The 26841-nt window shown below is 61.5% G+C and carries 26 protein-coding genes; 15 read left to right on the forward strand and 11 right to left on the reverse strand.

All coding sequences use genetic code 11. From position 1 onward, the window contains the following. Positions 1-3: 3 nt before the first annotated feature. From LOM8899_RS08590 to typA, 6 genes are all read left to right on the forward strand, one after another. The gene (locus LOM8899_RS08590) at positions 4-597 is read left to right on the forward strand and encodes an HD domain-containing protein (RefSeq protein ID WP_093991781.1); all 594 of its coding nucleotides are present in this window, start codon (positions 4-6) and stop codon (positions 595-597) included. Then, positions 590-1408 carry a hypothetical protein gene (locus LOM8899_RS08595; protein ID WP_093991782.1) on the forward strand — a complete coding sequence of 273 codons (819 nt, stop codon included), beginning with the start codon at positions 590-592 and terminating at the stop codon, positions 1406-1408. Before LOM8899_RS08590 ends, LOM8899_RS08595 begins: the two co-directional genes overlap by 8 nt. A 273-nt stretch (positions 1409-1681) precedes the next feature. After that, positions 1682-2890 carry an NADP-dependent isocitrate dehydrogenase gene (locus LOM8899_RS08600; protein WP_093991783.1) on the forward strand — a complete coding sequence of 403 codons (1209 nt, stop codon included), beginning with the start codon at positions 1682-1684 and terminating at the stop codon, positions 2888-2890. Positions 2891-2992: 102 nt separating this feature from the next. Then, positions 2993-3607, forward strand: a complete 615-nt coding sequence (locus tag LOM8899_RS08605; RefSeq protein WP_093991784.1) for a YitT family protein — start codon at positions 2993-2995, stop codon at positions 3605-3607. Between the two features lie 224 nt (positions 3608-3831). Next, complete coding sequence (locus LOM8899_RS08610) at positions 3832-4161, forward strand: DMT family transporter (protein WP_093991785.1); 330 nt, start codon at positions 3832-3834, stop codon at positions 4159-4161. 69 nt (positions 4162-4230) lie between these two features. Then, entirely contained in the window at positions 4231-6051 is a 1821-nt protein-coding gene (typA, locus tag LOM8899_RS08615; RefSeq protein ID WP_093991786.1) for a translational GTPase TypA, read from the forward strand. 91 nt (positions 6052-6142) lie between these two features. Here the strand turns inward: typA and LOM8899_RS08620 are convergent, their stop codons facing one another. The 3 genes from LOM8899_RS08620 to recA form a co-directional block, all read right to left on the reverse strand. Beyond that, positions 6143-6433, reverse strand: coding sequence for a DUF1330 domain-containing protein (locus LOM8899_RS08620; RefSeq protein ID WP_093991787.1), 291 nt, complete (start codon positions 6431-6433; stop codon positions 6143-6145). A 1-nt stretch (position 6434) separates the two neighbouring features. Continuing rightward, entirely contained in the window at positions 6435-9092 is a 2658-nt protein-coding gene (gene alaS / locus LOM8899_RS08625; protein ID WP_093991788.1) for an alanine--tRNA ligase, read from the reverse strand. A gap of 136 nt (positions 9093-9228) precedes the next feature. Continuing rightward, positions 9229-10311, reverse strand: coding sequence for a recombinase RecA (gene recA, locus LOM8899_RS08630; protein WP_093991789.1), 1083 nt, complete (start codon positions 10309-10311; stop codon positions 9229-9231). 195 nt (positions 10312-10506) lie between these two features. On the opposite strand from recA, the gene LOM8899_RS08635 reads away from it, so the two are divergent. Further along, on the forward strand, positions 10507-11103 hold the full coding sequence (locus LOM8899_RS08635; protein ID WP_093991790.1) for a sulfotransferase family protein: 597 nt from the start codon (positions 10507-10509) through the stop codon (positions 11101-11103). A 101-nt stretch (positions 11104-11204) separates the two neighbouring features. Here the strand turns inward: LOM8899_RS08635 and LOM8899_RS08640 are convergent, their stop codons facing one another. Continuing rightward, entirely contained in the window at positions 11205-11450 is a 246-nt protein-coding gene (locus tag LOM8899_RS08640; RefSeq protein ID WP_133064996.1) for a hypothetical protein, read from the reverse strand. A gap of 407 nt (positions 11451-11857) precedes the next feature. On the opposite strand from LOM8899_RS08640, the gene LOM8899_RS08645 reads away from it, so the two are divergent. Further along, complete coding sequence (locus LOM8899_RS08645) at positions 11858-12853, forward strand: LacI family DNA-binding transcriptional regulator (protein ID WP_093991792.1); 996 nt, start codon at positions 11858-11860, stop codon at positions 12851-12853. Here LOM8899_RS08645 and LOM8899_RS08650 read toward each other — a convergent pair whose 3' ends face one another. Genes LOM8899_RS08650 through LOM8899_RS08660 form a run of 3 tightly spaced genes read right to left on the reverse strand, consistent with a single transcriptional unit; the run spans position 12854 to position 16051 of the window. Continuing rightward, positions 12854-14011: a Gfo/Idh/MocA family protein gene (locus LOM8899_RS08650; RefSeq protein WP_093991793.1), complete on the reverse strand. Its 1158-nt coding sequence runs from the start codon at positions 14009-14011 to the stop codon at positions 12854-12856. It abuts the gene before it with no gap. A 12-nt stretch (positions 14012-14023) separates the two neighbouring features. After that, positions 14024-14914 (reverse strand): sugar phosphate isomerase/epimerase family protein, encoded by an 891-nt coding sequence (locus LOM8899_RS08655; protein WP_093991794.1) that lies wholly within the window; start codon positions 14912-14914, stop codon positions 14024-14026. A gap of 9 nt (positions 14915-14923) precedes the next feature. Further along, on the reverse strand, positions 14924-16051 hold the full coding sequence (locus tag LOM8899_RS08660; RefSeq protein WP_093991795.1) for a Gfo/Idh/MocA family protein: 1128 nt from the start codon (positions 16049-16051) through the stop codon (positions 14924-14926). Positions 16052-16136: 85 nt separating this feature from the next. Here LOM8899_RS08660 and iolC point away from each other — a divergent pair, with 85 nt between their 5' ends. Genes iolC through LOM8899_RS08675 form a run of 3 tightly spaced genes read left to right on the forward strand, consistent with a single transcriptional unit; the run spans position 16137 to position 18828 of the window. Then, positions 16137-17108: a 5-dehydro-2-deoxygluconokinase gene (gene iolC, locus LOM8899_RS08665; RefSeq protein WP_093991796.1), complete on the forward strand. Its 972-nt coding sequence runs from the start codon at positions 16137-16139 to the stop codon at positions 17106-17108. 21 nt (positions 17109-17129) lie between these two features. After that, on the forward strand, positions 17130-17972 hold the full coding sequence (locus LOM8899_RS08670) for a 5-deoxy-glucuronate isomerase (RefSeq protein WP_093991797.1): 843 nt from the start codon (positions 17130-17132) through the stop codon (positions 17970-17972). Positions 17973-17982: 10 nt separating this feature from the next. Then, on the forward strand, positions 17983-18828 hold the full coding sequence (locus LOM8899_RS08675; RefSeq protein WP_093991798.1) for a class II fructose-bisphosphate aldolase: 846 nt from the start codon (positions 17983-17985) through the stop codon (positions 18826-18828). A gap of 32 nt (positions 18829-18860) precedes the next feature. Here the strand turns inward: LOM8899_RS08675 and LOM8899_RS08680 are convergent, their stop codons facing one another. Together LOM8899_RS08680 and LOM8899_RS08685 are read right to left on the reverse strand one after the other, a co-directional pair. Next, the gene (locus LOM8899_RS08680; RefSeq protein ID WP_093991799.1) at positions 18861-19757 is read right to left on the reverse strand and encodes a GNAT family N-acetyltransferase; all 897 of its coding nucleotides are present in this window, start codon (positions 19755-19757) and stop codon (positions 18861-18863) included. 108 nt (positions 19758-19865) lie between these two features. Beyond that, positions 19866-20249: a VOC family protein gene (locus LOM8899_RS08685; protein WP_093991800.1), complete on the reverse strand. Its 384-nt coding sequence runs from the start codon at positions 20247-20249 to the stop codon at positions 19866-19868. An 86-nt stretch (positions 20250-20335) separates the two neighbouring features. On the opposite strand from LOM8899_RS08685, the gene soxR reads away from it, so the two are divergent. From soxR to LOM8899_RS08700, 3 genes are all read left to right on the forward strand, one after another. Continuing rightward, the gene (gene soxR / locus LOM8899_RS08690) at positions 20336-20797 is read left to right on the forward strand and encodes a redox-sensitive transcriptional activator SoxR (protein WP_093991801.1); all 462 of its coding nucleotides are present in this window, start codon (positions 20336-20338) and stop codon (positions 20795-20797) included. 31 nt (positions 20798-20828) lie between these two features. Beyond that, positions 20829-22025, forward strand: a complete 1197-nt coding sequence (locus LOM8899_RS08695; RefSeq protein WP_093991802.1) for a pyridoxal phosphate-dependent aminotransferase — start codon at positions 20829-20831, stop codon at positions 22023-22025. A 64-nt stretch (positions 22026-22089) separates the two neighbouring features. Beyond that, on the forward strand, positions 22090-22956 hold the full coding sequence (locus LOM8899_RS08700) for a TPM domain-containing protein (protein ID WP_093991803.1): 867 nt from the start codon (positions 22090-22092) through the stop codon (positions 22954-22956). Positions 22957-22981: 25 nt separating this feature from the next. Here the strand turns inward: LOM8899_RS08700 and LOM8899_RS08705 are convergent, their stop codons facing one another. Then, on the reverse strand, positions 22982-23608 hold the full coding sequence (locus LOM8899_RS08705; protein WP_093991804.1) for an outer membrane protein: 627 nt from the start codon (positions 23606-23608) through the stop codon (positions 22982-22984). A gap of 422 nt (positions 23609-24030) precedes the next feature. Here LOM8899_RS08705 and LOM8899_RS08715 point away from each other — a divergent pair, with 422 nt between their 5' ends. After that, complete coding sequence (locus LOM8899_RS08715; RefSeq protein ID WP_093991806.1) at positions 24031-25596, forward strand: trimethylamine methyltransferase family protein; 1566 nt, start codon at positions 24031-24033, stop codon at positions 25594-25596. Between the two features lie 51 nt (positions 25597-25647). Here the strand turns inward: LOM8899_RS08715 and LOM8899_RS08720 are convergent, their stop codons facing one another. Beyond that, a complete protein-coding gene (locus LOM8899_RS08720) occupies positions 25648-26784 on the reverse strand; it encodes an anhydro-N-acetylmuramic acid kinase (protein ID WP_093991807.1) in 1137 nt (378 codons plus the stop codon). Positions 26785-26841 lie beyond the last annotated feature (57 nt).

Consider the following 26841-nt stretch of genomic DNA (forward strand, 5'->3'; position numbering starts at 1 on the left):
CCCATGACAGCAGATTCCCAGACCGCCCGGCTCAACGCGCAATTCGCCTTTCTCAACGAGGCCGACAAACTGAAATCCGTCCTGCGCGGGACGACGCTCTGCGACGGCTCCCGGCGCGAGAACTCGGGCGAGCATTCCTGGCACATCGCGCTCTACGCGCTGATCCTGTCCGAGCACGCGGTCAAACCGGTCAAGGTGGACCGGGTGATCAAGATGCTCCTGCTGCACGATCTGGTCGAGATCGACGCCGGCGACAACCCGATCCACGGCGACCACGACCCGGTCGAGATGGCGCGGGTCGAACAGCTCGCCGCCGACCGGATCTTCGGCCTCCTGCCCGCCGATCAGCGCGACGGGCTGCGCGCGCTCTGGGAGGAATTCGAAACCGCCGAGACCGACGACGCGATCTTCGCCAAGAGTATCGACCGGGTGCAGCCCGTCATGCACAACCTCGAATCCGGCGGCGGCACATGGCCCGAATACAACGTCACGCCCGAGCAGCTGGAAAGCCGCGTCGGCGTCAAGGTCAAGCGCGGCGCCCCTGCTCTCTGGGACGGGATCAAGGGCCGGATCGACGCGTGGTTCGCCAATGCCTGACGGGCCAAAGCCCTCGGAGCTGACCACCGCCGTGACCAACCAGTTGCGGGCCATGACCGGCGGCGAGCCCTCCGTCCGGACCCTGACCCAATCGCTGCGGCTTCTGGCCAAATGGCGGTCGCAGGTGATCGCCAACACCCTGCGCAAACGTGACGCGCCGATCGTCGGGCACGGGCCCTTTACCGGGATGATCTACGACACGCGCGCCTCCGAGGGGGGCTATGTGCCGCGCCGGCTCGGCTGCTACGAGGCGTCGCTCGCACCGGTGATCGAAGAGATCGTCGCACGAGACTATCCGCTGATCCTCGATATCGGGGCGGCCGAGGGATACTACGCCATCGGGCTGGCGCTGCGAATGCCCAAGGCGCGGATCATCGCGCGGGACAGCGACCCGAAAGCGCGTGCGCTCTGTGCCGATCTGGCCGCGGCCAACGGGGTCGCCGACCGGATCGAGATCGGGGCCGAGATCGACCACGGCGGGCTCTCGGTTCTGGGCACCGGGCGGAGCCTCGTGCTCTGCGACATCGAGGGCGGCGAAGACGCCCTGCTCGATCCCGCCGCCGCCCCGGATCTGGCCAGCGCCGACATTCTGGTCGAGGTGCACGATTCAATGGTGCCCAATTTGTCATCACGGCTGAGCGAACGGTTCGCAGCGACGCACCATGTCACCCGGATCGACCGGGCGCTGGACAGCGCCGCCCTGCCCGACTGGGCCGAGGAATTGTCCGACCTCGACCGGCTTCTGATGCTCTGGGAATGGCGGGCCGGGCCGACGCCATGGCTTTGGATGCAAAGCCTAAAACACCGCTAACGCCGCGCCCCTGGTGGTAACGGCAAGGCCCCGGCACAAATGCCGAAAACGACACCGACGCAATACCGACGGGAGACCGACGTCATACCGCAGCGCGATTTCGGTCAAATTGGGCCTGTTAACGGCGCAGTCTCTGTGATGAGCTAAAAGCCGACTAGCCACATCCGGGATCGGCTCGGGCAAATTGTATACGACTGTATACTGCCCTTCACAGTCCCGGATTTTTGCGCTATGCGACACGCAGATTTACCATCGCCAAGAGAGGCCGGACACATGACCAAGATCAAGGTTGAAAACCCCATCGTCGAACTCGACGGCGACGAAATGACCCGCATCATATGGGATTTCATCAAGCAGAAGCTGATCCTGCCCTATCTGGACATTGACCTGAAATATTACGATCTGGGCATCGAAACCCGCGACGAAACCGACGATCAGATCACCGTCGACGCCGCCCATGCGATCCAGAAATACGGTGTCGGCGTCAAATGCGCGACGATCACTCCCGATGAGGCGCGGGTCGAGGAATTCGGGCTCAAGCAGATGTGGCGCAGCCCCAACGGGACGATCCGCAACATCCTGGGTGGCGTCATCTTCCGCGAGCCGATCATCTGCAAGAACGTGCCCCGCCTCGTGCCCGGCTGGACCCAGCCGATCGTCGTCGGACGGCACGCTTTCGGTGATCAGTATCGCGCCACCGATTTCCGTTTTCCGGGCAAGGGCACGGTCACGATCAAGTTCGTCGGCGAAGATGGCGAAGTGATAGAACGCGAGGTATTTCAAGCACCTGGCGCCGGTGTGACGATGGCGATGTACAACCTCGACCAGTCGATCATCGACTTTGCCCGCGCCTCGATGAACTACGGTCTGGTCAAGGGCTGGCCGGTCTACCTCTCCACGAAAAACACCATCCTCAAGGCCTATGACGGCCGCTTCAAGGACCTGTTCCAGAAGGTCTACGAGGAAGAATTCGAAGAGCAGTTCAAGAAGGCCGGCATCTACTACGAACACCGGCTGATCGACGACATGGTGGCCTCTGCGATGAAATGGTCGGGCGGCTACGTCTGGGCCTGCAAGAACTACGACGGCGACGTGCAGTCCGACACGGTCGCGCAGGGCTTTGGCTCGCTCGGCCTGATGACCTCCGTGCTGATGTCGCCCGATGGCAAGATCGTCGAGGCCGAGGCCGCCCACGGCACCGTCACCCGGCACTATCGCCAGCACCAGAAGGGCGAAGCCACCTCGACCAACTCGATCGCCTCGATCTACGCATGGAGCGGCGGCCTCAAGCATCGCGCCAAGCTCGACGGCAACGAGCAGCTGGCCAAGTTCGCCGCCACCCTCGAAAAGGTCACCGTGCAGACCGTCGAGGACGGCTTCATGACCAAGGATCTGGCGCTGCTGGTCGGCCCGGATCAAAGCTGGCTGACCACGATGGGGTATCTCGAAAAGGTCGACGAATACCTCAACAAAGCCATGTAAGGCACTGCTTTGCCATCGTTCCTGAGCCGCCCTGACGGGGCGGCTCTTCGCTTTTCGCGCGGCGTGATTGATCTGCCTTCGCGACCAAGACAGTAATCAGCCATGCAAACGCCCTCTGCCCCCAAAATCAAACACTCGGTTCTCGAGGATGTCCAAGGGCTCGCCCTCGGCATCTTCCTTTGCGGGCTGGGGATGCACTTTCTGACGAATGCGGGCCTGATCACAGGACAAACCGCGGGGCTGGCGGTCATCGCCTCCTATCTCACCGGATGGTCCTTCGGCGTGATGTTCTTCGTCATCAACCTGCCGTTTTACATTCTGGCCTATGTGCGTCTGGGGCCGATATTCACGATCAAATCGCTGATCTCGGTGACCGGCCTGTCCCTGGTCACCGAATTGCTGCCTTATGGCTTTACCATCGACCATCTCGAACCGTGGATGGCGGCGCTGATCGCCGGAGCACTCATCGGCCCCGGCCTGCTGGCGATGTTTCGCCATAACGGTTCTCTTGGCGGTTTCGGGGTGCTCGCCCTCATCGTTCAGGACCGTTTCAGCTTCAAGGCAGGCTATGTGCAGCTCATCGCGGACGCTCTGATCTTCGCCGGATCTTTATTTTTGTTTCCGGCAAAAATAGTTGGCTGGTCGCTTTTGGGGGCCGTCATTCTGAATTTGATCATCACCGTCAATCACCGCCGCGACAGATACATCGCCACCTGATTCTCTCGCTCGGTCCCGCTTGGGAAATACGAAGCTTTTTCATGGTGTTAGAGCGCAATAGCCTGATAGCACCGTGAAATTGCCGCCAATCCGCCGAAAAACACGCGAAATGGCCCGGACCCGGGGCAAGACCCTCCTCCACCAACCGCCGAGATGCACCTTCTCCGCGCTTCGATTCTGGCCTACGGTCGCCGAGCCACCGGCACAATCACAGGTATTTCACAATGATCTACGTCACACTCATCTGCGCCGTCATCGCGGAAACCATCGGAACATCAGCACTTTACGCCAGCCAGCAATTCACAAAGCCGCTTCCGGCGGTGCTGACGGTGATCGCCTATGCCATCTCGTTCTACATGCTGTCGCTGACGCTCAAGACGCTGCCGGTCGGCATCATGTATGCGATGTGGTCAGGTCTCGGGATCGCGTTAATCGCGCTGATCGGCTATATCGTCTATGGTCAGAAACTCGATTGGCCGGCGATCCTCGGCATCACCCTGATCCTCGCCGGCATCATCGTGATAAACCTGTTTTCAACAACCGCACGGCATTAACGGGCTTTCCCCTAGCCTTTTCTGCAGATGCACGGTAAGGGCCGGACAACTCCGAAAAAGGCATCACCCATGGATATCCGCAATATCGCGATCATCGCGCACGTTGACCACGGCAAAACCACGCTCGTGGACGAACTTCTGAAACAGTCCGGCACCTACCGCGACAACCAAGCCACGACCGAACGGGCCATGGACAGCAACGATATCGAGCGTGAGCGCGGTATCACGATCCTGGCGAAATGCACGAGCGTCGAGCATGTCGGCATCCGCATCAACATCGTCGACACCCCCGGCCACGCCGATTTCGGCGGCGAGGTCGAGCGCATTCTCTCGATGGTCGATGGCGTCGTCTTGTTGGTCGACGCCGCCGAAGGCCCGATGCCACAAACCAAATTCGTCACGTCGAAAGCACTCGCCCTTGGTCTCAAGCCAATCGTTGTCCTGAACAAGGTCGACAAGGCCGATGCCGAGCCCGATCGCGCCCTCGACGAGTGTTTCGACCTGTTCGCCAACCTGGACGCCACCGATGAACAGCTTGATTTCCCTCATCTTTACGCATCGGGTCGCGCAGGTTGGGCGGATACCGAATTGGACGGACCGCGCAAGAATCTCGACGCGCTCTTCGATCTGATCATCGCCCATGTCGAGCCGCCCAAGCAGCAGGAACACAAGACCGAACCCTTCAGGATGCTCGCCACGACCCTGTCGTCCGACCCGTTCATGGGCCGCGTTCTGACCGGCCGCGTCGAATCCGGCACCCTGAAGGCGGGTGAGACGATCAAGGCTCTGTCCCGCAAGGGCGACAAGATCGAGCAATTCCGCGTCTCGAAAATTCTGGCGTTCCGCGGCCTGGGTCAGCAGGCAATCGATCTGGCCGAAGCCGGCGATATCGTGACCATCGCGGGCATGACCAAGGCGACCGTGGCCGATACGCTTTGCGACCTGTCGGTCGACGAGGCGATCCCCTCGCAGCCGATCGATCCGCCGACCATCACCGTCACCTTCGGCATCAACGATTCTCCCTTGGCGGGTCGCGACGGCAAGAAGGTGCAATCGCGCGTCATCCGCGAGCGGCTTCTCAAAGAAGCTGAATCCAACGTCGCCATAAAGATCGCCGACACCCCCGGTGGCGAGGCCTTCGAGGTTTCGGGCCGTGGCGAGCTTCAGATGGGCGTGTTGATCGAAAACATGCGCCGTGAAGGCTTCGAGCTGTCGATTTCGCGTCCGCAGGTCATCTTCAAAGACGAGGACGGCGTCCGCATGGAGCCGGTCGAGGAAGTCACCGTCGATGTCGATGACGAATATACCGGCGCGGTCGTCGAAAAGCTGACCGGGCCTCGCAAAGGCGACCTGGTCGAGATGAAGCCCGCCGGTGCCGGCAAGACCCGGATCATCGCGCATGTCCCGTCGCGCGGCCTCATCGGCTATCACGGCGAATTCCTGACCGACACGCGCGGTTCGGGCGTTTTGAACCGCATCTTCCACGGCTGGACAGCCCACCGAGGCCCGATTCAGGGTCGTCGTCAGGGCGTACTTGTTTCCATGGGCTCCGGGACTGCCGTCGCCTATTCCCTGTGGAAGCTCGAAGATCGCGGCAAGATGTTTGTCGTGCCCCAAGATGCCGTCTACGAGGGCATGATCATTGGTGAGCACAGCCGTGAGAACGACCTTGAAGTGAACCCGCTCAAGGGCAAGCAACTGACCAACGTTCGCGCCTCGGGCACCGACGAAGCCGTTCGCCTGACGACGCCCGTGATCATGTCGCTGGAGCAGGCCATCGCCTATATCGATGACGATGAGTTGGTGGAAGTGACGCCGAATTCGATCCGGCTGCGCAAACGCTATCTCGACCCGCACGAGCGCAAGCGCCAATCCCGTGCGGCCAGCTAGGGCCTTGGAATAATACAGAAACGCCGGGGCAAGACCCCGGCGTTTTTGGTTTTTATCCCAATGCCGGCGGCGCCGATCAGAGCGGCCGAACCTAGGGCTCGAACTCTTCTACGATGACAAGATCGCGCTCGGACGCGCCTTTGGCATAGCTGAGGGCATCTTGATACGCGTCGGAATAATAGCAGTCGTGTGCCGCCTGCAGGCTGGGGAAACGAGCCACGACATTGCGTGGTCGATCCCGGCCCTCAAGCTGCTCATAAGCGCCACCACGCGCGATGAAATAGCCGCCATGGTCGTTGATCGCGACCGTGGCCCGCTTGGCATATTCTCCATAGGCCGCCTCGTCGGTGACCAGCACGTTGGCAATCCACAATGCGCTCATGTTATCCTCCGATGACGGCTTCTGCCGCCTTGATCGCAGCCTCTGCATTATCGGCCGAGGCGCCGCCGCCTTGCGCCATGTCGGGCCGTCCGCCACCACCTTTGCCGCCAAGCTCCGCGACCGCGGCGCGCAAGATATCGACGGCAGAGAGAGAGCCGGTGAGGTCACTGGTCACGCCCGCCGCAATTGCCGCCTTGCCGCCGGTGTCCGCAATCAAGAGGACGGCTCCCGATCCGATCTGGGCTTTCATCTCGTCGACGAGGGCAGGCAGATCTTTGCCGGTCACGCCGCTCAGGACCTGAGACTTGAAGGCGATCCCATTGATCTGCTTGGCCGGTTCCTCGGCCTTGGCACCACCCGACATCGCCAGATCACGCCGAAGCTGCGCCACCTCGTTGGCCAATGCCTTACGTTCTTCCATCAGGCTCCGCACACGTTCCACGACCTCGCCGCCCTGCGCCTTGAGCAGGCTCGCCACTTCCGCCAGGCGCTTGTCCTGACCGGAGAGGTAGTCCAGCGCCGCCTGCCCCGTTAGAGCCTCGATCCGACGCACACCGGCACTGGACGCGCTGTCGCCGAGGGTGACGAAAGCGCCGATGTCACCGGTTTGACGCACGTGGGTGCCGCCGCACAGTTCAAGGCTATAGGTCTTGCCGTCCGCGCCTTTGCCTGAACCGTCGAGCACGCCCATGGAGACCACGCGGACCTCATCACCGTATTTCTCGCCAAACAGGGCCTGAGCGCCGATCTCGCGGGCATCATCCGGTGTCATGATCCGGGTTTCCACCGGGGCGTTCTGCCGGATCATCGCATTCACTTCGGCCTCGATACCGGCCAGTTCCTCTGCGGTGATGGCCTTTCCGTGGCTGAAATCGAAGCGCAGCCGATCGGGCGCATTCAGAGAGCCGCGTTGCGCGACGTGATCACCCAAGGCAGAGCGTAGCGCCTCATGCAGCAGGTGCGTGGCCGAGTGATTGGCCCGAATATCGGTGCGGCGGGCATGATCGACCCTCAGCTCGGCGCCCTGACCGGCCTTGATTTCCCCATCGCTGACTTCGGCGAAGTGGATGAAGAGACCAGCGGTCTTGCGCGTGTCTGTGATCGTCGCTTTGCCGGTGGATGTCTCCAGCACGCCGGTGTCACCGACCTGACCACCCGATTCCGCATAGAACGGGGTCTGGTTCAGGATGATCTGGACCTTGTCTCCCTTGGCGGCCGTGGGCTGGGTGCTTCCGTCAGAAGCAACCATCGCGAGAACCTCGCCCTCGGCGACTTCGGTGTCATACCCGAGAAATTCCGTCACACCATGCGCGTCTGCAAGATCGAACCAGACGCTTGCGTCTGCCGTCTCGCCGGTTCCGGCCCAAGCGGCACGAGCCTTGGCCTTCTGCTCCGCCATCGCAGCATCAAAGCCTTCGGCATCGACGGAGCGGCCCTTCTCACGCAAGGCATCCTGGGTCAGGTCCAATGGAAAGCCATAGGTGTCATAGAGCTTGAAAGCCGTCGCGCCGGGCAGTTCGGCGGCTTCGGGCAGTGCGGCAAGCTCCTCGTCCAGCAGCTTGAGACCGCGGTCCAAGGTCTGCTTGAAGCGGGTCTCCTCGGCCAGCAGGGTCTCTTCGATCTGGCGGCGGCCTTGCCCCAGTTCGGGATAGGCTCCGCCCATCTGCTTGATAAGTTCAGGCACCAACCGGTGCATCACCGGGTCTTTTGCTCCCAGCAAGTGCGCATGCCGCATGGCGCGGCGCATGATCCGGCGCAGAACATATCCACGCCCCTCGTTCGATGGCAGAACGCCTTCGGCGATCAGGAAGGACGACGTCCGCAAATGATCGGCCATCACCCGCAGGTGGGCCAGGGAGGCGTCGTCGGTATCACGGTTCGTCGCATTGGCCGCCGATTCCACGAGAGCCTTTAGCAGATCGGTTTCGAACACACTGTTCGTGCCCTGCATCAAGGAGGCAAACCGCTCCAGCCCCATGCCGGTGTCAATGGACTGATTGTCGAGCGGACGCATCGTGCCGTCTGCAAACTGCTCGTTCTGCATGAAGACGACGTTCCAGATCTCGATGAAACGATCGCCGTCTTCTTCTGGGCTGCCCGGCGGTCCACCCCAGATATGATCTCCGTGGTCATAGAAGATCTCGGTGCAGGGGCCACAGGGGCCGGTTGGCCCCATCCGCCAGAAATTGTCGTCCGTCGCAATTCGGATGATACGGCTGTCGGGCACCCCGATCTTGCCCCAGATCGCTGCGGCCTCGTCATCGGTGTGATAGACCGTGACGTGGAGGCGTTCCTTGTCGAGCCCGAAGTCCTTGGTCAGCAGTTCCCATGCAAAAGGGATCGCTTCTTCCTTGAAGTAGTCTCCGAAGGAAAAGTTGCCCAACATCTCGAAGAACGTGAGGTGGCGTGCCGTATAGCCGACGTTGTCGAGGTCGTTGTGCTTGCCGCCCGCCCGAACACATTTCTGCGCCGTCGTCGCACGGGTGTAGTCGCGCTGTTCGACACCTGTGAACAGGTTCTTGAACTGCACCATACCCGAATTGGCAAACATCAGGGTCGGGTCGTTGCGCGGCACCAAGGGCGAGGAGGCAACAACTTCATGTCCTTGACGCGCAAAGAAATCGAGGAATGTGGATCGGATGTCAGAGAGCGATGTCATGATCGTCTTTCGGGCTGAAATTTGCGGCTCGCGAGGAATACCGCCCACCCGCCGCACTGTCCACCGCCAAGAGCATAGCAAAAAGGGCACCCGCTGCCGGATGCCCCTTTCTTCATTTCAATCCGATGGTCGAGATCTACTCGACCATGGCGTCATCTTCGTCGAGTTCGCCACCGGGCAGCGCCAAATCGAAATCCAGACCGTGCGAGGCTCTGATCTTGTCTTCGATCTCGATTGCCATCGCTTCGTGCTCACGCAGGAAGGTCTTGGCGTTTTCACGACCTTGCCCAATCCGCTCGTCTCCATAGGAGAACCATGCGCCAGCCTTGTCGACCACGCCGGCCTTCACCCCCAGATCCAGCAGCTCACCCATCTTGGAGATGCCTTCTCCATACATGATGTCAAACTCGACCTGCTTGAATGGCGGTGCGACCTTGTTCTTGACCACCTTGACCCTGGTCGTGTTGCCCACGACCTCGTCGCGATCCTTGACCGAGCCGATCCGACGGATATCCAGACGCACGGAAGCATAGAATTTCAGGGCATTGCCGCCTGTCGTTGTCTCCGGGCTGCCGAACATCACGCCGATTTTCATCCGGATCTGATTGATGAAGATGACCATGCAGCCAGACCGGCTGATAGAGCCGGTCAGCTTGCGCATGGCCTGAGACATCAGCCGGGCGTGAACGCCGACGCTGCTATCGCCCATGTCGCCTTCGAGCTCGGACTTTGGCGTCAGGGCGGCAACCGAATCGACGACGACGAGATTGACCGCGCCGGACCGGACCAAGGTATCCACGATCTCGAGCGCCTGCTCGCCGGTATCGGGCTGCGAAATCAGCAGCTCGTCAAGGTTCACACCGAGTTTCTTGGCGTAGCTGGGGTCAAACGCGTGCTCGGCATCCACGAATGCGCAGACGCCGCCCTTCTTTTGCTCTTCCGCGATGGAATGCAGCGTGAGCGTCGTCTTGCCCGAGCTTTCCGGGCCGTAAATCTCGATGATTCTGCCCTTTGGAAGACCACCAATTCCGAGGGCGATGTCGAGGCCGAGGGATCCGGTCGACGTCGCTTCGATATCGGGCATCTGATTCTGCCCGCCGAGCTTCATGATAGAGCCTTTGCCGAACTGACGTTCGATCTGAGCCAGCGCAGAATCAAGCGCCTTCTGTTTGTCTGCCTTGCGCTTGTCGTCCATTTTCAAAAGTTCTGCCGTTGCCATGATTTCACATCCTTATTCCACACCCCTGACCGGGCGGCAATTGCTGCGTTTGTTCTTGTTTAGTTCCCGCCATACATGAGGACAAAATAAGAACATTTCAAGCTAAATCTGCCAGACCCACTTTTTATTCGGACTGGTTAAGGAGTAGTTTACGAGGACGCACATCGTGCACCAGAACCGTGGAAGGGCCGTAAAGTGTTGGTTTTTTGGAAAGAGAAGCTTGTTTTTCTGGCCGTTCCCAAGACAGGCACCACCGCAATCGAAGGCGCTTTGGCTCCTCGTGCCTCGATGGTGCTGCGCGATCCGCCGATTCTCAAGCATTCGCCTGTTTATCGGTACAGACGCTTTCTGGCCCCCTATTTCAAACAGGCAGGCGGTCAGGAGATGGAAACGCTGGCCGTCGTACGCCACCCCGTGGACTGGCTGGCCAGCTGGTACCGATACCGCAGCCGGGACGATCTGGTCGGCCATCCCAACAGCACTCGCGGCATTAGCTTTGATGATTTCGTCGGCGAGTATGTGCGGGGCAAACCCGCCCCCTTCGCCGCCGTCGGATCACAGGCAAAATTCCTGAACGACGGCGACGGTCATTTGGCTGTGAACCACCTTTTTCGCTATGAAGCTCAGCCGAAACTGATCGACTATCTCGAGAGCCGGCTGCAACTCAAGATCGACCTGCCGAGGCTCAACGTATCCCCGAAAGTCGATGCTGAACTTTCAACCGAAATGCGCGAAAAGCTGGAGCGGAAGTGCGCGGCGGAGTTCGCGGTTTGGGAAGCAGGGCAGCACTAGTTGCCCGGCACGGCTGCCAGCCTGACGGGGGTGCTACGCCGAAGCTGGGATGTCGACAGCCGCTTTATCGCCCTTGCCCACAAATTTGCGCCGCGAATAGGTCATTTGTCGCCGTCCGGAGGTGTCTGATCTGCTGATGACGCGTTTTTCCCGTCCTTGGCACGAGCGGCCTCTTCATCAAAGCTGATCAACAGCCCCTTGATGGCCCACCCCGACATGGCTGCCGCAAGTATTGTCCAGAACACCTCATTCCGGCTGAGTTCGAGCAGCAGCCAAGAGATGGAGACCGCGACAGTCGCGTAGCGCCGCCAGACGGGCAGAAACAACGGGTGGTTCAAGTCAAACATGGCAGCGTCCTTTGCTTTCGGCCCCCTTGTCCCGTGTTGGGACCTATGGGTCAATGACCTGCCACCTCTGTGGTCGGCACTGATCTGTGGGGGCCCGACTTGGCCAGTCGCCCTCGACGCTCTGATCGACGGTCACCTGCCGCATATCGGGAATTCGGAGCCTCCTGTGTCGCATGGATATTTGCCGCACACCATTGGTGAAAACTTGTCGATCGGGGCCGAGTTCACGACCCGCCCTGCTCTGCTCGTCCAAAGTATCTCTCGCCCTAAGAGCGTTGCGACGGCGCGATGATCCGTGAGAGCGAACCGATGATCGCACACGTTGGACTTCGAGGTCAGGCCAGAAGAAGACCAATTCTTGTCGGTATCGTCCGGCTGGTCCATGATGCGAAAAAGGACCGTAGCGCATGTCGATAACACTCAGGGATGTGGCACTTCGGGCGGGCGTCTCGCGCTCTGCCGTTTCGCGGACGTTTACCGAGGGCGCCTCTGTCTCGGCGCGGACCCGAGCAAAGGTTGAGAAGGCCGCGAAAGAGCTGGGCTATAGCCCAAACGTGCTTGCCCGCAGTCTGACCACACGGCGCACGAAGCTGATCGGACTGGTCGCGAACAATTTTCGAAACCCGATCTTTCTGGATATCTTCGACCGCTTCACCCGTGGGCTGCAGGACCGAGGGCTGCGACCGCTGCTTGTCAATCTGAGTGATCAGACCGACGCAGAGAATTCCGTGCGGCTGCTGAAACAGTATTCCGTCGATGCCGTCGTGGTGGCTTCGTCAACGTTGAGCCCAAATTTCTCAATGTCTTTCCACGAGGCTGGCGTGCCTGTCGTTCACGCCTTTGGCCGGAAATCCGATACGCCACGAATTCCCATCGTCAGCGTCGACAACGTCGCTTGCGGAAGGCTCGCAGCCCGGACGTTGATTTCGCGAGGCTACCGGGAAATCGGCTTTCTGGGTGGACCGGCGATTGCGACCTCGACCCAAGATCGCCTGGCAGGCTTTTCCGAAGCCCTTGCCGAGGCCGAGGTGACGCCGACGGTCGACTTCGCCGAGGATTACAGTTTTTCGGCAGGACGCCAAAAGATGATGGAATTGCTGCAATCGCCAATCCAGGAAGCCTACTTTTGCGGTGACGACGTTTTGTCCATTGGCGCCATGTCCGCCATTCGAGAGGCCGGTCTCCGGGTCCCGGAAGATATTGGTTTGCTTGGCCTCAACGACATGGAGATGGCAGGCTGGCAGAACATCGCCTTGACGACGATCCGCCAGCCGATTCAACACATCGTGCGAGCGTCGATCGATCAGATAGAGGCGTTGCTCGACGATCCAGACCGCGCCCCGGAACAGATACTGTTCGATTGCGACATCGTGGATCGCCGGACGCTACGCCCCCTGCCCTGATCAGCGAAACATCGGTGGCCGCGCATCCACCCATTGGCCGTCGGCCTTGCCGCTTTCCGCCACACCGAACACGGCAGCCATCGACCGCAACCCGTCTTCGGCACGCGGGAACAGATCCGCCGCGGGGTCGCAGGGCCGGCCTTCCTTCTTGGCGCGGATCGCTTCTGCCAGATCACTATAGATGTTGGCAAAGGCCAGCGGCATCCCCTCGGCGTGCCCGACCGTGACACGACTGGCCCGGTCAGCTTCGGGCGACAAGTTCCCTTCACCGCGCTCGATCGTCTGCAATCTTTGTCCGAGTGGCATCCAGAAAAGCTGGTTCGGCTGTTCCTGCGCCCAACGCAACCCTCCCTTTTCGCCAAAGACCTGAAGCGTCAGACCGTGCTGGCGCCCAATCGCGATTGACGAGGTCCAAAGCCTGCCAACGGTGCCGCCGTCCATCCGGAAGTTGACCATCGCGTCGTCTTCGAGCGTCCGGCTTTCGATGCAGGACACGCAATCGGCTGACAGCGTCGTTACGTTTTGACCGGTCACAAAGCTGGCCATGTGCAGCGCATGTATGCCGCAATCGGCGAATTGCGCCGACACGCCGGCCTGCGCCGGATCGTAGCGCCAACGGACGCGGGGATTGTCCGCGTCTGCGGCATCGGCGTGATGACCGTGGGCAAACTCGGCCTTCACCAGACGAACCTTGCCGAGATCGCCGCGCGCGACCATCGCCCGCATGTGCCGCACCAGTGCATAGCCCGTATAGCCGTAGTTTACGGCGCATATCTGTCCGGTCTCGCGGGCCAGCCCGACGATGTGCTCCGCCTCGCCGACGGTCATCGTCATCGGCTTTTCACAAAGCACGTTGAACCCGGCTTTCAGGAACTCTGCGGTGATCTCGAAATGCGTCGCATTCGGCGTCGCGACGGTGACGAGATCCACACGATCCGCCCGGCCGGTCTCACCTGCCAACATCTCTCGCCAGTCCCCGTACGCTCGGTCGGACACAAGGCCGAGCCTTTGACCGTAGTCGCGCCCGGCGTCGGCACGGTGATCCAGCGCCCCTGCCACGAAATCAAAAGCCCCGTCGAGGCCCGCGCCAAGCCTGTGCGCAGGCCCGATCTGGCTTCCTTCGCCGCCGCCGATCATCCCCCAATTCAGCTTGCTCATCGTTAATGCCTCTTAAAACCCGATGCTTTCAAGATAGGTCCGATTTGCCCTCGCGTCCTCTTCGGGGGTGCCGGGCAATGTCGGATCGCAGTCCTGCTCGACTGTGCACCACCCCTCGAAACCCGCGTCCAGCAGGATCTGTCGGACGGACGGGAAATCCACGTCTCCTTGACCGAGGTTGCAGAAAATGCCCAGCCCGCAAGCCGTGTAGAAATCGGTTCGATTGGCCACGACTCGAGCCTTTACCTCGGGATCTATGTCCTTGAAGTGCATGTAGCTTATTCGCCCGACATGGCGCCGCATGAAAGCCACTGGATCGAACCCCGCGTAGGAGTGATGGCCCGTATCGAAGCAGATCTTGAGAATGCTTTCGTCGATCTCTCCCAGAAGCCGTTCGAGCTCCGGCTCGAAATCGATGAACCCTGCCGCGTGGGCGTGGATCGATGGGGTCAGCCCATACTCCTCAGCCCCCATGCGAGCGACGGTTTCGATCCGGCCCCGAAACGCGTCCCACTCTGCCGCATCCATTTGTTCTGCTTCGGTCGCACGACCGGCAGTTGGCGCGCGGCGCGGAGAAATGGAGTCGATCAAGACGAAATGCTTGGCACCATGCGCCTGAAGCGCCTTTGCCGTACGGATCGCGCCGTCAAGCACATCGTCCCATCTGGACGCATCGTGAAACGGACGGAACACGACCCCTCCGGTCAATGTCAGGCCGAATTCATCGAGCGCCTCGGCAAGAACGTGCGGATCTTCCGGCATGAAGCCAACAGGCCCGAGCTCTATTCCGCGATAGCCTGCTCCGGCACATTGGCGAAGCACCTCGCGCCACGCCGGGTTGCGGTCGTCGTCGGCAAACTCCACCCCCCATGAACATGGGGCGTTTCCGATCTGTATGGTCATGGTTCCTCCCTAGACCGAAGCGACATCGACCCAGGCACGGGCCTGGTCTGATGCAAAAGCAGCGGCGACCACCTGATTGACAGCCAGCCCATCCTGAAACGTCGGCCAGATGCTCTTGCCGGTTTCGATGGCCACGAGGAAATCCTTGGCTTCGATGATGATCTGGTCCTGATAGCCGGTTCCGTGCCCCGGCCCCTGGCAAAAAGCGGCATAGTCCGGATGTTCCGGTCCCGTGAGGATCTTGCGAAATCCGCGCTCTGCCGGCGTATCGCTCAACTTGTAGAGCCAGATGGCGTTCTGATCTTCCTGATCAAACCGGATCGCCCCCTTGGTGCCGTGGATGTCGTAGGCGTAGCCCATTTTGCGCCCCATCGCGACCCGACTGAAATGCATCTGCCCCATAGCGCCGCTGTCAAACCGGCACATGAGCTGCGCCTGATCGTCATTGTCGACGGTCACTGGGCCGTCCTGTCCGGGTCGCGTGCGGTGAACCGTCTCGATCTTTGCCGAAAGGCTTTGGATTGGCCCGATCAATGCCAGCGCCGCATTGATCATGTGAGGTGCGAGATCGCCCATCGTCCCGTTGGATTTGCCTTGGCAGCGCCACGTTGCAAGCTCATCCGGATCGGCGAAGAAATCCTCCGTGTGTTCACCGCGGAACCACGTGATATCGCCGATCACCCCGTCGGCAATCAGCTTTCGGGCGAATTGGCTGGCGGGAGTTCTAATGTAGTTGAAGCCGACCATGTTCGGCAGTCCGGACGCTTGCGCCGCCGCGACCATCGCCCGGCTGTCGGCAACGTCCTTGCCCAGCGGCTTTTCGCACATAACTGGTTTTCCCAAGGCAAACGCCGCCTCCGCGATCGCCCGATGCGTCTCCTGCGGCGAAGCGATGACGATGGCCTCCACCTTCGGATCAGTCACCAGCACACGCCAGTCACCCGTGTAGCGTGCGAAGCCAAATGCGTCACGATACCTCTCAGCCGAGGCGGACGATCCCGCCGCAACCATTTCGAGCCTCGGACGCAAGGACGTATCGAACACCGCCGCAACGGAGGACATTGCCACCGCATGCGCTTTGCCCATGTAGCCGCCGCCGACGATCCCGACGCCAATTTCTCTACGCGCGTCTGTCATTCCTGATTCCATTTGCAACCGGTTGCAAAATTGTTATCTTGCCGGCCGAAACCACGCAAGTTCACAAACACAGCCTGGCTAAGAAATGTCCTTGATCAACGGAACACATTTTCTCGTTATCGGCAGAGCCGGTATGGATCTCTATGCCGATCCGCCGGGCACCGAGATCGAAACGGCAACCGCGTTCTCAGCCGCACTGGGCGGGTCATCGGCGAATATCGCCGTGGGCCTCTGCCGCCAGGGGGCGTCCGCGGCTCTGCTCACCTGCGTCTCGGACGATGCGGTGGGCCGGTTTGCCAAGGCGCAACTCGATGCATACGGAGTGGATCGAAGCCTTGTGGCCACGGTCGGCGGCGAAGCCCGAAACTCTCTGGCCGTCGTCGAAACGAGATTGGAGAACACGCAATCCGTGATCTACCGCAACGGCGCCGCGGATTTCCAGATGACGGTGGCCGACGTGGAGCGTCCCGAATATGCCGCCTTTGACGGACTTATCACTACCGGAACGGTTTTTGCAGCAGAACCATCGCGCACGGCCGCGTTCCGCGCCTTCGATCTCGCCAAGGCTGCCGGTCGGCCCATCATCTTCGATATCGACTACAGGCCTTACAGCTGGACATCGCCCAAGGACGCAGAAAGCACCTATGCTCGCGCCGCGGAAATGGCAGACATCATCGTCGGCAACGACTTGGAGTTTGGCTTTCTGGCCGGAGACTATGAGAAGGGCTTGGACGCTGCGCGAGCACTGGCGCGACACTCCGACAGGATCGTCGTCTACAAGATGGGCGAAAATGGCGCGATCACTCTGGCCGGTGACGATGAATTCCGCACCGGCATATACCGCACAGAGGCCCTCAAACCGACCGGCGCGGGGGACGCGTTTATGGCCGGATTCCTCGCATCTCTCGCCGCTCGACGCCCCTTGTCGGAGGCAGTCCTGCGGGGTTCTGCGGCCGCCGCGATAGTCGTCTCAAAGGTGGCCTGCGCACCGGCGATGCCGACCACGCAAGAACTCGACAGTTTCATGGCAAGTCGCCCAGCCCCTTCGCCCGCCTAGCGTCGCTCCAAAGGAAAAACCATGCATATCGCTCCTTATGACAATCACAACAGCCCAATCGTTGATGTCGACGACCCGTTGGTGCCGCTGAACTACTTCAACATCGTCAAATTGACCCGAGATCAGGTCTTTGAGTATCAGGTCCCGGGTTACGAGACTTGCGTCGTTCCGGCTACGGGTCTGATCGATGTCGAGGCTGAGGGTGCGCAGTTTGGCGGGATCGGGGGGCGCGGCGTTGATGTTTGGGATGGCGAACCGGAAGGCGTATACGTGCCTTCTGGCGTCAAAGCACGGATGGTGTGCCTCTCAGATACGGCGGAGGTGTTTGTCGCCGGAGCAAAGTTCGACAAGGTCCTGAGCCCGTTTGCAGTTCGCAAAGACGAGATCGACCTCGTCCAGTATGGCAGTGACGACACCAAGACCCACCGAAAGATCAAGCACATTCTTGGCCAGAAACAGGCCGACAAGGTCGGGCGATTGCTGGTGAGTGAATTGTTCACTGTGGGTGCTGGTGGTTGGTCGGGTTTTCCGAGCCACAAGCACGACACAGATCGAATGCCGACAGAGACGCGCCACGACGAGACCTACAACTTTCGCTTCCGTCCAAACCGCGGTTCGGGGCTGCAGATGCTCCAGCGCGAGGATGGCAAGCCGGGTGACGCCTATCACATCGTGGACGGGTCGACGGTCTGCATCGACAAGGGATACCACCCATGTGCCGTGCTCCCGGGCTATGAGATGTACTATTTCACCATTCTGGGCGGGCTGTCCCAGCGATCCCTGGTCCAGTATTTCCAACCGAGCCACGCCTATCAGATCGAGACGATCCCGGGCATCAAGGACATGATCGCGAAGTTCAAATAGGAACGAATTCATGGCATTGGCCACCCTTTCGGAGGTTTTAATCCCGGCGCGGACGCAGGGCTATGCGGTCGCGGGACTGGTCTGTCTGGGCTGGGAGGACGCGCGGGCATATGCGGCGGCGGCGGAGGCGGAGAATTGCCCGGTCATCCTGCAAGTCGGCCCGGGAGCACGGGCTCACATGCCGCTGCCCATCTGGGCGAAGATGCTGGTCTATCTTGCTGAAAATACGAGCGTTCCGGTCGTTGTTCATCTTGATCACGGTCGATCACTTGAGGAGTGTCGGGTTGCTGTCGAAGAGGGTTTCTCTTCGGTAATGTTTGATGGAAGCCTTAAGAGCCTCGCGGAAAACATTGAAATCATGCGCATAGTCGCCGAGATGAGTCATGCTGCGGGTGTGTCTTGCGAAGGTGAGATTGGTGTTGTCGGCTATGCCTCCGGGGCGGCGTCGATGGGCACCGATCCGGCAGAGGCCGCTCGGTTTGCCGCCGAAACCGGGGTAGATGCGATGGCGGTTTCTGCCGGAAACACCCACCTTCAGACATCGAGCAATGCCGGGTTAAACATTGAATTATTGAAGAAAATACGCCATTCGGCCCCCGACACACCCCTCGTCATTCACGGTGGTTCCGGGGTGCCTGAGGGGGAGCGGGTGGAGCTTGCTCGGGCCGGGATGGTCAGCAAATTCAATATCGGCACGGAATTGCGGCTCGCATTCGGAGCCAGCTTGCGGCGCGGCCTCAACAAAAACCCGGAAGCCTTTGATCGCATTGATATTTTAAAATCGACCGCAGCCGATATCGAAGCCGCAGCGCGCCGGGTCATTCGCGCCATCGGCCCTTCAGAAACATCTGGATAAAGCGTCGGTCTGCCGTCGGTATCCGGTCGGTGTCATTTTCGGTCGAACTCGCCAGCGCGATATGGAGGGAAATAGCCGGTTGGCAGCCCATGGCAGAGCTTGTCGAAAGCGGCGGCGTTTAGGATTTTGCCACAGAGATGCGCGGTTCTGGTCTGATCGGTCCAACCACGCTTGAAATGCCCGACCCCGCCTGCATTGGCGGTCATCGGAGCCCCGCCCATATCGATGAATTGCATCTGCCCCGCGAACGCCTCGATGGCATAGGCCATCATCTGATAGCTCACCGACAACTCATACCCCCTCGCTGCATATGCCGAGAGATGGGCATAGGCCACGCCGCCGTCGAAGTAATACAGATCGGCGCCAAGGAGAGTTTGTCCTTCCCACGCCAGAACGATCTCTGCGCCCGGCACGGCGAGCTGATGGGCAAAGCTGTGAGCATCAAACCGGCGCAGCGCATCGATTCCATGCTTGTCGGCCAACCCTTGATACAGTGCCGTCCACACCTCCAGATCGGTCGGTCTTGGCGCACGGTGTTCGATCCAGACCGGAGACGCCTTTCGTAGCTTCTTGCGGTGATGTTTCGATATGGGACCGGGCATTTCGAGATCGATGATGTAGTGCTCGTGTAGCGGCACGACCTTGTCGAACATCGCTTCCAGATCGGCCCGGCTCAACGGGCAGAATGGATCCGTGACGCAGGTGAGCGAGACGTGTTCGCCGTCGAGGGCCGCGAGGGCATCGGCCAATCCGCCCCAGTCGTCGCAGGACAGCACCGGATAGGGCCCCATGAAATCACGCTGCTGCGTGCCGGGGATTTCCCGCGACAGGACAAAGCCGCCGGTGTCGCAGAGCGGTTCGACCTGCCCAAGATGAGAGAGCGCCGCACGATAGCTTGTGCTTCGATAGCCCTGCCCAGTCCGGTCCATTCTCATGCCTGCCTCGCCCGTTGCGACCCGCCGGAGCACTCTCCGGCAGGTCGGGCTAGGCATATCAGGGCAGCCGCCTTGGGCCAAGCGATGCCGCCCGCACGGCGATCAGGCGTAGCAGATCACCTCGATCTCGACGCCGTTCTCTTCGTGAAAGTAGAACCGCTTGCCCGGCTCGTAGTCGGCGTGCGAATGGGCTTTATAACCCTCTGCGGTGACCCTTGCTTCGGCCTCGTCGAGATCGTCGACCACGACGCCGATATGATTGAGCCCGCCCCTTGCAGTATAGCTGTTGTCCGGCTCGGTCTGAGCGGTATCCGGCGGCCCGGTGTAGACGGCGAGATAGCTGTGCTCTTCCCCGACGTGGACGGTGCGACCGCCGTGGATGGAGCCGCCTGCCCACCGCACCTTCCAACCGAAGAGCCGCCCCAGCATTGCCGCAGTTGCGTCGGGGTCTTTCACCGTGACGTTTACATGTTCCAAACGTGCCATCGTCCGTCCTTTCGTTTTGCGTTGACCTCTCCCTTGTAATTTCTCAAGTTAACTTGAGATCAAGAGAAATCTTTCGGAGGTTCGCATTGGCCAAGACACCCCCTTCACAGGGCCTGACAATCGGTGATCTGGCCGCCCGGTCCGGCCTCGCTGTTTCGGCGATCCGCTTTTATGAAACGCATGATATCGTGAAACCGCTGCGCAATGCCGGAGGCCATCGCCGGTATTCCCGGGCCGACCTTCGCCGGTTGTCGTTTGCCCTGATTGCACAGGGCCTCGGATTCTCCCTTTCCGATATCGGTGCGAGCCTTGCCCAATTGCCCGACGACGCGGCCCCCAGCCGGGCGGATTGGACCCGTATGGCCAAGGGGTTTCGCCGTCAGATCGACGACCGAATCGCCGCGCTGACCGCGCTGGCCGACAATCTGGATGGATGTATCGGATGCGGCTGTTTGTCCCTTGATCGATGCACCCTGTATAACTCGCAAGACCGCGCCGCGGCGAAGGGCCCCGGCCCGCGCTATCTGATGGGTGACAGATCGGATTGACTCTGGCTGCCGCCACGGATTGTGTGCGCACATGACCAATATGCTTTCCTCCCGTATCACCCAGATCAATGCCGGCGGCTCCGACGGCTGGGATCTGTATCGTCGCGCTCGTGCCATGAAGGAGGCGGGCGAACCGGTGATCGAGTTGACGATCGGCGAGCATGATATCGGCACGGCGGCACCGATCCTGAAGGCGATGTATGATGCCGCCTTGGCCGGCAAGGTCGGCTATTCGGCGATTCCGGGCACTGATGTGCTTCGTCGGGCGATTGCTGATCGCATCGCGTCCCGCACCGGCGTGCCAACCGGGCTGGAGAACGTGATCGTGGTCCCCGGCGGTCAGGCCGGGCTGTTCGCCGCGCATGTCGCCGCCTGTGACGCCGGTGACGGTGCTCTCTACGTCGATCCCTATTACGCGACCTATCCCGGCACGATCCGCTCGGCGGGCCTCGTCCCGCGCTCTCTGACCGCCCGCGCCGCCGACGGTTTCCAACCCGCAAAGGCCGATATTCTGGAGGCCGCCGAGGCGTTGCGCGCGTCCGGTGTCCGCCCGCGCAGCCTGTTGATCAACAGCCCCAACAACCCGACGGGTGTCGTCTATTCGCAAGAGACGATGGCCGGTATTGCCGAAGCCTGCACCGAGGCCGATCTCTGGCTGATCTCGGACGAGGTCTACGACACGCAGGTCTGGGAGGGTGAGCATCGCTCGCCCCGCCAGTTGCCCGGCATGTCCGAGCGCACCCTCGTCGTCGGTTCCCTGTCCAAGAGCCATGCCATGACCGGCAGCCGCGTCGGGTGGATCTGCGGCCCGGCCCCGGCGATTTCGGCCCTCAACGATCTGGTGACCAACACCACCTATGGTTTGCCCGGCTATATTCAGGCCGCCGCGGTTTTCGCCCTTGCCCAGGGTCCCGACTTCGAGGCCGAGGTCGGTGCTCCCTTCATGCGCCGCCGTGCGATTACCCGCGAGTTGCTCTCGGCCCAGAACGTGGTCCGCGAAGTGCCGATGCAGGGGGCGATGTATGCCTTTCTCGATATTCGCGCGACGGGTATGAGCGGCTCCGCCTTTGGCGAGGCCCTGCTGGATGCCACCGGTGTCGCGGTCATGCCGGGCGAGAGTTTTGGCGCGGCCGCCGCCGGTCACGTGCGCGTCGCCATGACTGTGGCGGACGACAAATATCGTCAGGCCTTGTCGAAATTGCTGAGTTTCGCCGCAGAAAGGGCGTGATTTCCCCACTTGGCAGTCGCTGACGCGACGATAGACTGAGCGCATTCAGTCCGAAGGAATTGTTATGCGCTCATTCATCCTCAGCCTCGTTGCAACCCTGACAGTCGGGGCGGCCGCACATGCCCAGACCTACCCAAGCCAGTCCGAGACGCCGATCACGGATGATGCCGAGCTTTTGTCTCCGGTTCAGGAGGCGGAGCTCGCCGAACGTATCGTTCAGCTGGAACAGGAGACAGACAGCGACGTTGCCGTTGTCACCCTGCCCGCCACCCAGTTCTACACGATGGGCGATGACGTCGATGTCTATGCAGCCAACCTCGTAGCGGCATGGGACATGGCGGGCCCCGTAGGCAATCGCCATGTGCTTGTGGTGATCTTTCGGGATGACCGCGAGTTGGCCATCGAGATCGGCGAAGGCTTTGGCGTCGATGGCCCGGCCGTGGCCGCTCAGATCATCGAAGAAGCCATCACCCCGGCATTCCGCGAGGACGATTATCCCGGCGGTATTCGGGCCGCGGTCGAAGCGATAGCCACTCGGGTATTGGCTCCCGCCGGCAGTCAAACCAACGAGGCGACGGCCACCACGCCAGCCTCCGCTGCTGCGGAAGCTGACGGCGACGCAGAAGGCGGCAGCAATGTCTTGTATTATGTCGGGGCGGGTGTTGCGGCGCTGATCGCGCTGATTGTAGGGGCAAACAGGCGCTCTGCGGCAAAGCTGGCCGCCACCCCCTGCCCAGCCTGTGGCAAGACCGGGCTGACGCGCGAACGGGTGACCGTCGAAGAGGCCACCGAGACAGCCGAAGGCCGGGGCGAGACCCGCACCATTTGTCCTTCATGCGGTCATGTAGAGGCCAAACCCTACACGATCTCGAAGAAGGAGCCGAAACCGGCCGGGGAAGGTAAGGGCGGCGGTGCCAAGGGGGAATGGTGACATCCGCCGCCCCCGGTTTTGACGCTTAGAACTGGTAGGATACCCGTGCGCCAAAGGTCGTCGCGCTGACGTCGATACCGCTGCCGGCATAGTCCTCGAACTCGTGCTGAAGCACTTCGGCACCGACCAGAACGCTATCGCTCACGCGGTAGTCGACACCTGCGCCGTAGAAGTAGCCGTCGCCGGAATCGTCAATCGCGCCGCCTGTGCTGAGCTGGGCATAGCCACCGGTGACGTATGGCAGGAAGGCACCTGCATCGTAACCGGCGCGCAGCTTGGCGCGGGCCACGCTGTCGAGGTCGAGGCTGATGCCGTCGTCGGTGATCTCGGACCCCATAAATTCAAGCTCTGCACCCAGAACAGCCGCGCCGAGATCGTACATGTAGCCTGCGTGCACGCCGTAGGTCAGCCCGTTCATCTCGTCACCGATCGTCGATGATCCGGTCACATCTCCGTAGCCGATCGACGCACCGCCGTAGAAGCCGGTCCAGTCGACGGGTTGCGGTGCCGGGGTGACCATCACAGGCGCAATCGTGGGCTCGGGGGTCGGCTCTGCCAGACCGCCGGCAGCCAGAGGGCTGGCGAGCAGTGCCACTGCGGCGCCGGTCAGGGCGGTGGTGCGAAGCGTTTTGTGCGTACGTGCGTTGGTCATGTTGATCTCCTGTATATCGAATTTCGCCGGGCCGCGTCGTGCCCGTTGCTACAGTAGCTAGGCACTGACCGCCCGATTGCATCGGCTGGGCGGTGGTTCTCCCGCAGGGTGGCGTAACTTGGCCTAAAGCTCTGAACTCAATCGGCTAAACCCCGCTCAGTTCCATCTCGAGTGCCATTTTCTTCAAAAATGTGATCGATGGTCATTTGCGACCTCGGGTCGCAAATGAACGAGACGCGCGGTTTTCCCGACCTGATCCTGTGGTCAGAAGATCGGGAGACGGGACATGTCGTCACGCCAATGGTGGATCACGCTGACGCTGCGCACGATCGGTGCCCGGCGCGGGCGTGCCGCAAGGGGCCGCCCCTGACTGTGGCCCTGACAGCCCTCCTTGCTTTTCCCATTTGGACAGGTCCGATCTCATGACAGTTGAAGCGACAGAACCCCCTCCGCCCAGCCGTGGCCCCACCCGCTCTGGCGGGCGCGCCGCCCGACACGCCGCCCGAAGCGCCCCGCTGGCATCCGACAAGCGCCCGGTTCGGGCCGGATTGACCGGGGGCCAATACAGCCCCCTCACTCAGGCGGAGGTGCTGCGCATCCACGACACCGCCTTGCGCGCGCTCGAAGAGATCGGGCTGGCCGACGCCCCACCGTCCGGCGTGCGTATCCTGACCGGTGCGGGCGCGGTGCAAGGCGCCGACGGTCGCATCCGGTTCCCCCGCGCCCTGGTCGAGGACATGCTGGCCCTCGCCGCCCGCGATCTGACCCTGCATGGCCGCGATCCGGCACACGACCTGCTGCTGTCCGGCAACCGCGTCCATTACGGAACTGCAGGTGCCGCCGTGCATGTCGTCGATGTCGAGGGCCGCAAGTATCGCGAGTCGACCGTCCAGGACCTGCACGACGCCGCCCGCATCGTGAACCAGCTCGACAACATCCATTTCCTGCAAAGGCCGATGGTGTGCCGGGATATTCCCGACAACCGCGAGATGGACCTCAACACGATCTATGCCTGCTGCACGGGCACGAGCAAACACGTGGGCACCTCCTTTACGGAACCCGGTTTCGTGCCGGATGCCTTCGAGATGCTCCACATGATCGCGGGGGGCGAGGCAGCTTGGCGCGCACGTCCGTTCGTGTCGAACTCCAATTGCTTTGTCGTGCCGCCGATGAAATTCGCCACCGAAAGCTGTCAGGTCATGGAGGCCTGCATAGCGGGCGGCATGCCTGTTCTGCTCCTGTCCGCGGGTCAGGCCGGGGCGACCGCTCCCGCGCCCATCGCGGGCGCGATCGTGCAGGCGGTCGCGGAATGCCTGGCCGGTGTCGTCTATGTCAATGCGATTGCCCCCGGCCATCCGGCCATCTTCGGCACCTGGCCCTTCGTCTCGGACCTGCGGACCGGCGCGATGTCCGGAGGCTCGGGCGAACAGGCGCTTCTGACCGCGGGCTGTGCCCAGATGCACCGGTTCTACGGCCTGCCGGGAGGCGCGGCCGCAGGCATCGCGGATGCCAAGCTGCCGGACATGCAGGCCGGATGGGAGCAGATGTGCTCGAACGTCATGGCCGGGCTTTCCGGTCTCAACATGATCTACGAGGCCGCGGGCATGCATGCCTCGCTGCTGGGCTACTGCCTCGAATCGCTGATCCTCGGCGACGACCTGATCGGTCAGGCGTTGCGATGCGTGCGCGGCATCGAAGTGACCGACGATACCATGGCGCTTGAGACGATGCGGACGACCTGCATCGGCGGGCCGGGCCATTATCTCGGGTCGGACCAGACGCTGGCGCTCATGCAGACCGAGTATATCTATCCTGCCACCGCGGACCGCACCTCTCCCAAGGAGTGGGAAGAGAAAAATCGCCCCGATCTGGTCAAATCCGCGACCGCGCGAAAGGAGCGCATTCTGAGCGAGCCTTCCGCCGCCCGCCTCGATCCGGTCACGGATGCCGCCATAAGGGCGCGATTCCGCATTCATCTGCCGGGTTAAACATGCTGCACTAAGACGGCCATATTGATCGCCACTGATCTTCTTTGGGTTCTAAATATCCCCGCCGGAGGCTCCCACAGCCGCAAGAAGCGTGCCGGGGCGGCTCACCGTGCCGCCGCCCACAGCGGCCCTGACACCCGTCGTCCCCGGACATGACGTCGGCAGCCCCATTGCGACCCTAGCGGCAAGAAATGCAAAAGCCTGCGCCTCCAGCATGTCGCCGTCCAGTCCGACGGCTTCGACCGGGTCGACCGGGATTTGCGCGGCGGCGGCCAGCATCTTCATCATCGTCGTGTTGTGCCGCCCGCCGCCCGTCACCAGAATCCGGGACGGCGGCCGCGGGCAGAACCCGAGCCCCTCGTGCACAGCCTGAGCCGCACAGGCGGTCAATGTCGCTGCGGCATCCGCATCCGAAAGAGTTTCGACCGAATGGATAAGGCTGCCCCAAGCGTCCCGATCCAGTGATTTCGGCGGCATCCGGTGGAAGAAGCGGTGGCTCAGAAACGATGCCACGATCTGGTCGTCGACCGTCCCTGCGGCCGCCAAGGCACCGTCTTGATCTCGGTCCTGCCCGCGCCGACCGTGCATCAGATCATTGATCGGCGCGTTGGCCGGACCGGTATCAAAGGCGAGAAGCGCGCCGTCGGCCTCTGGTTTCTCGGCAGTCGGATCGACCCAGGTGAGGTTGCCGACACCGCCCAGATTGAGGAAGACGAGTGGTTCCCGAGCCTTGACATACCGCGCCAGCGCGAAGTGATAGAACGGCGCGAGCGGCGCGCCCTCTCCGCCCAATTTGACATCTGCGCTGCGGAAATCCCACACGACGGGCCAGCCAAGAACCTCGGCAAGAATGGCACCGTCTCCGACTTGCAAGGTGCCCTGCCCCGACGGGTCATGGGCCAATGTCTGTCCGTGAAAGCCGACGAGATCGACCGGGTCGAACTGGCTGAGCAGTTCGGCATGGGCGGTTTCGACCACTTCGGCCGCCGCCTCGACCGCAGGACCGCCCCATTGCCCCAAAGCGGCGCGCAAGATCGATTGCTCATCCGCGTCATAGGGCCGGAAAGCCGAACGCCCGAACCCCAGTACATTCTGGCCATCGGTTTCGATCACCGCGGCATCGACCCCGTCAAGGGACGTGCCCGACATCGCCCCCAAAACACGCACTTTGGCGCCTGCCTTTAACATCTGCTTCCCCTTGGCCTAATCGGCCCCTATAGATTGCCCCCAACCCCCAGTCGGGAC

The organism is Flavimaricola marinus (genome assembly GCF_900184895.1).
Taxonomy (GTDB): Bacteria; Pseudomonadota; Alphaproteobacteria; order Rhodobacterales; family Rhodobacteraceae; genus Flavimaricola; species Flavimaricola marinus.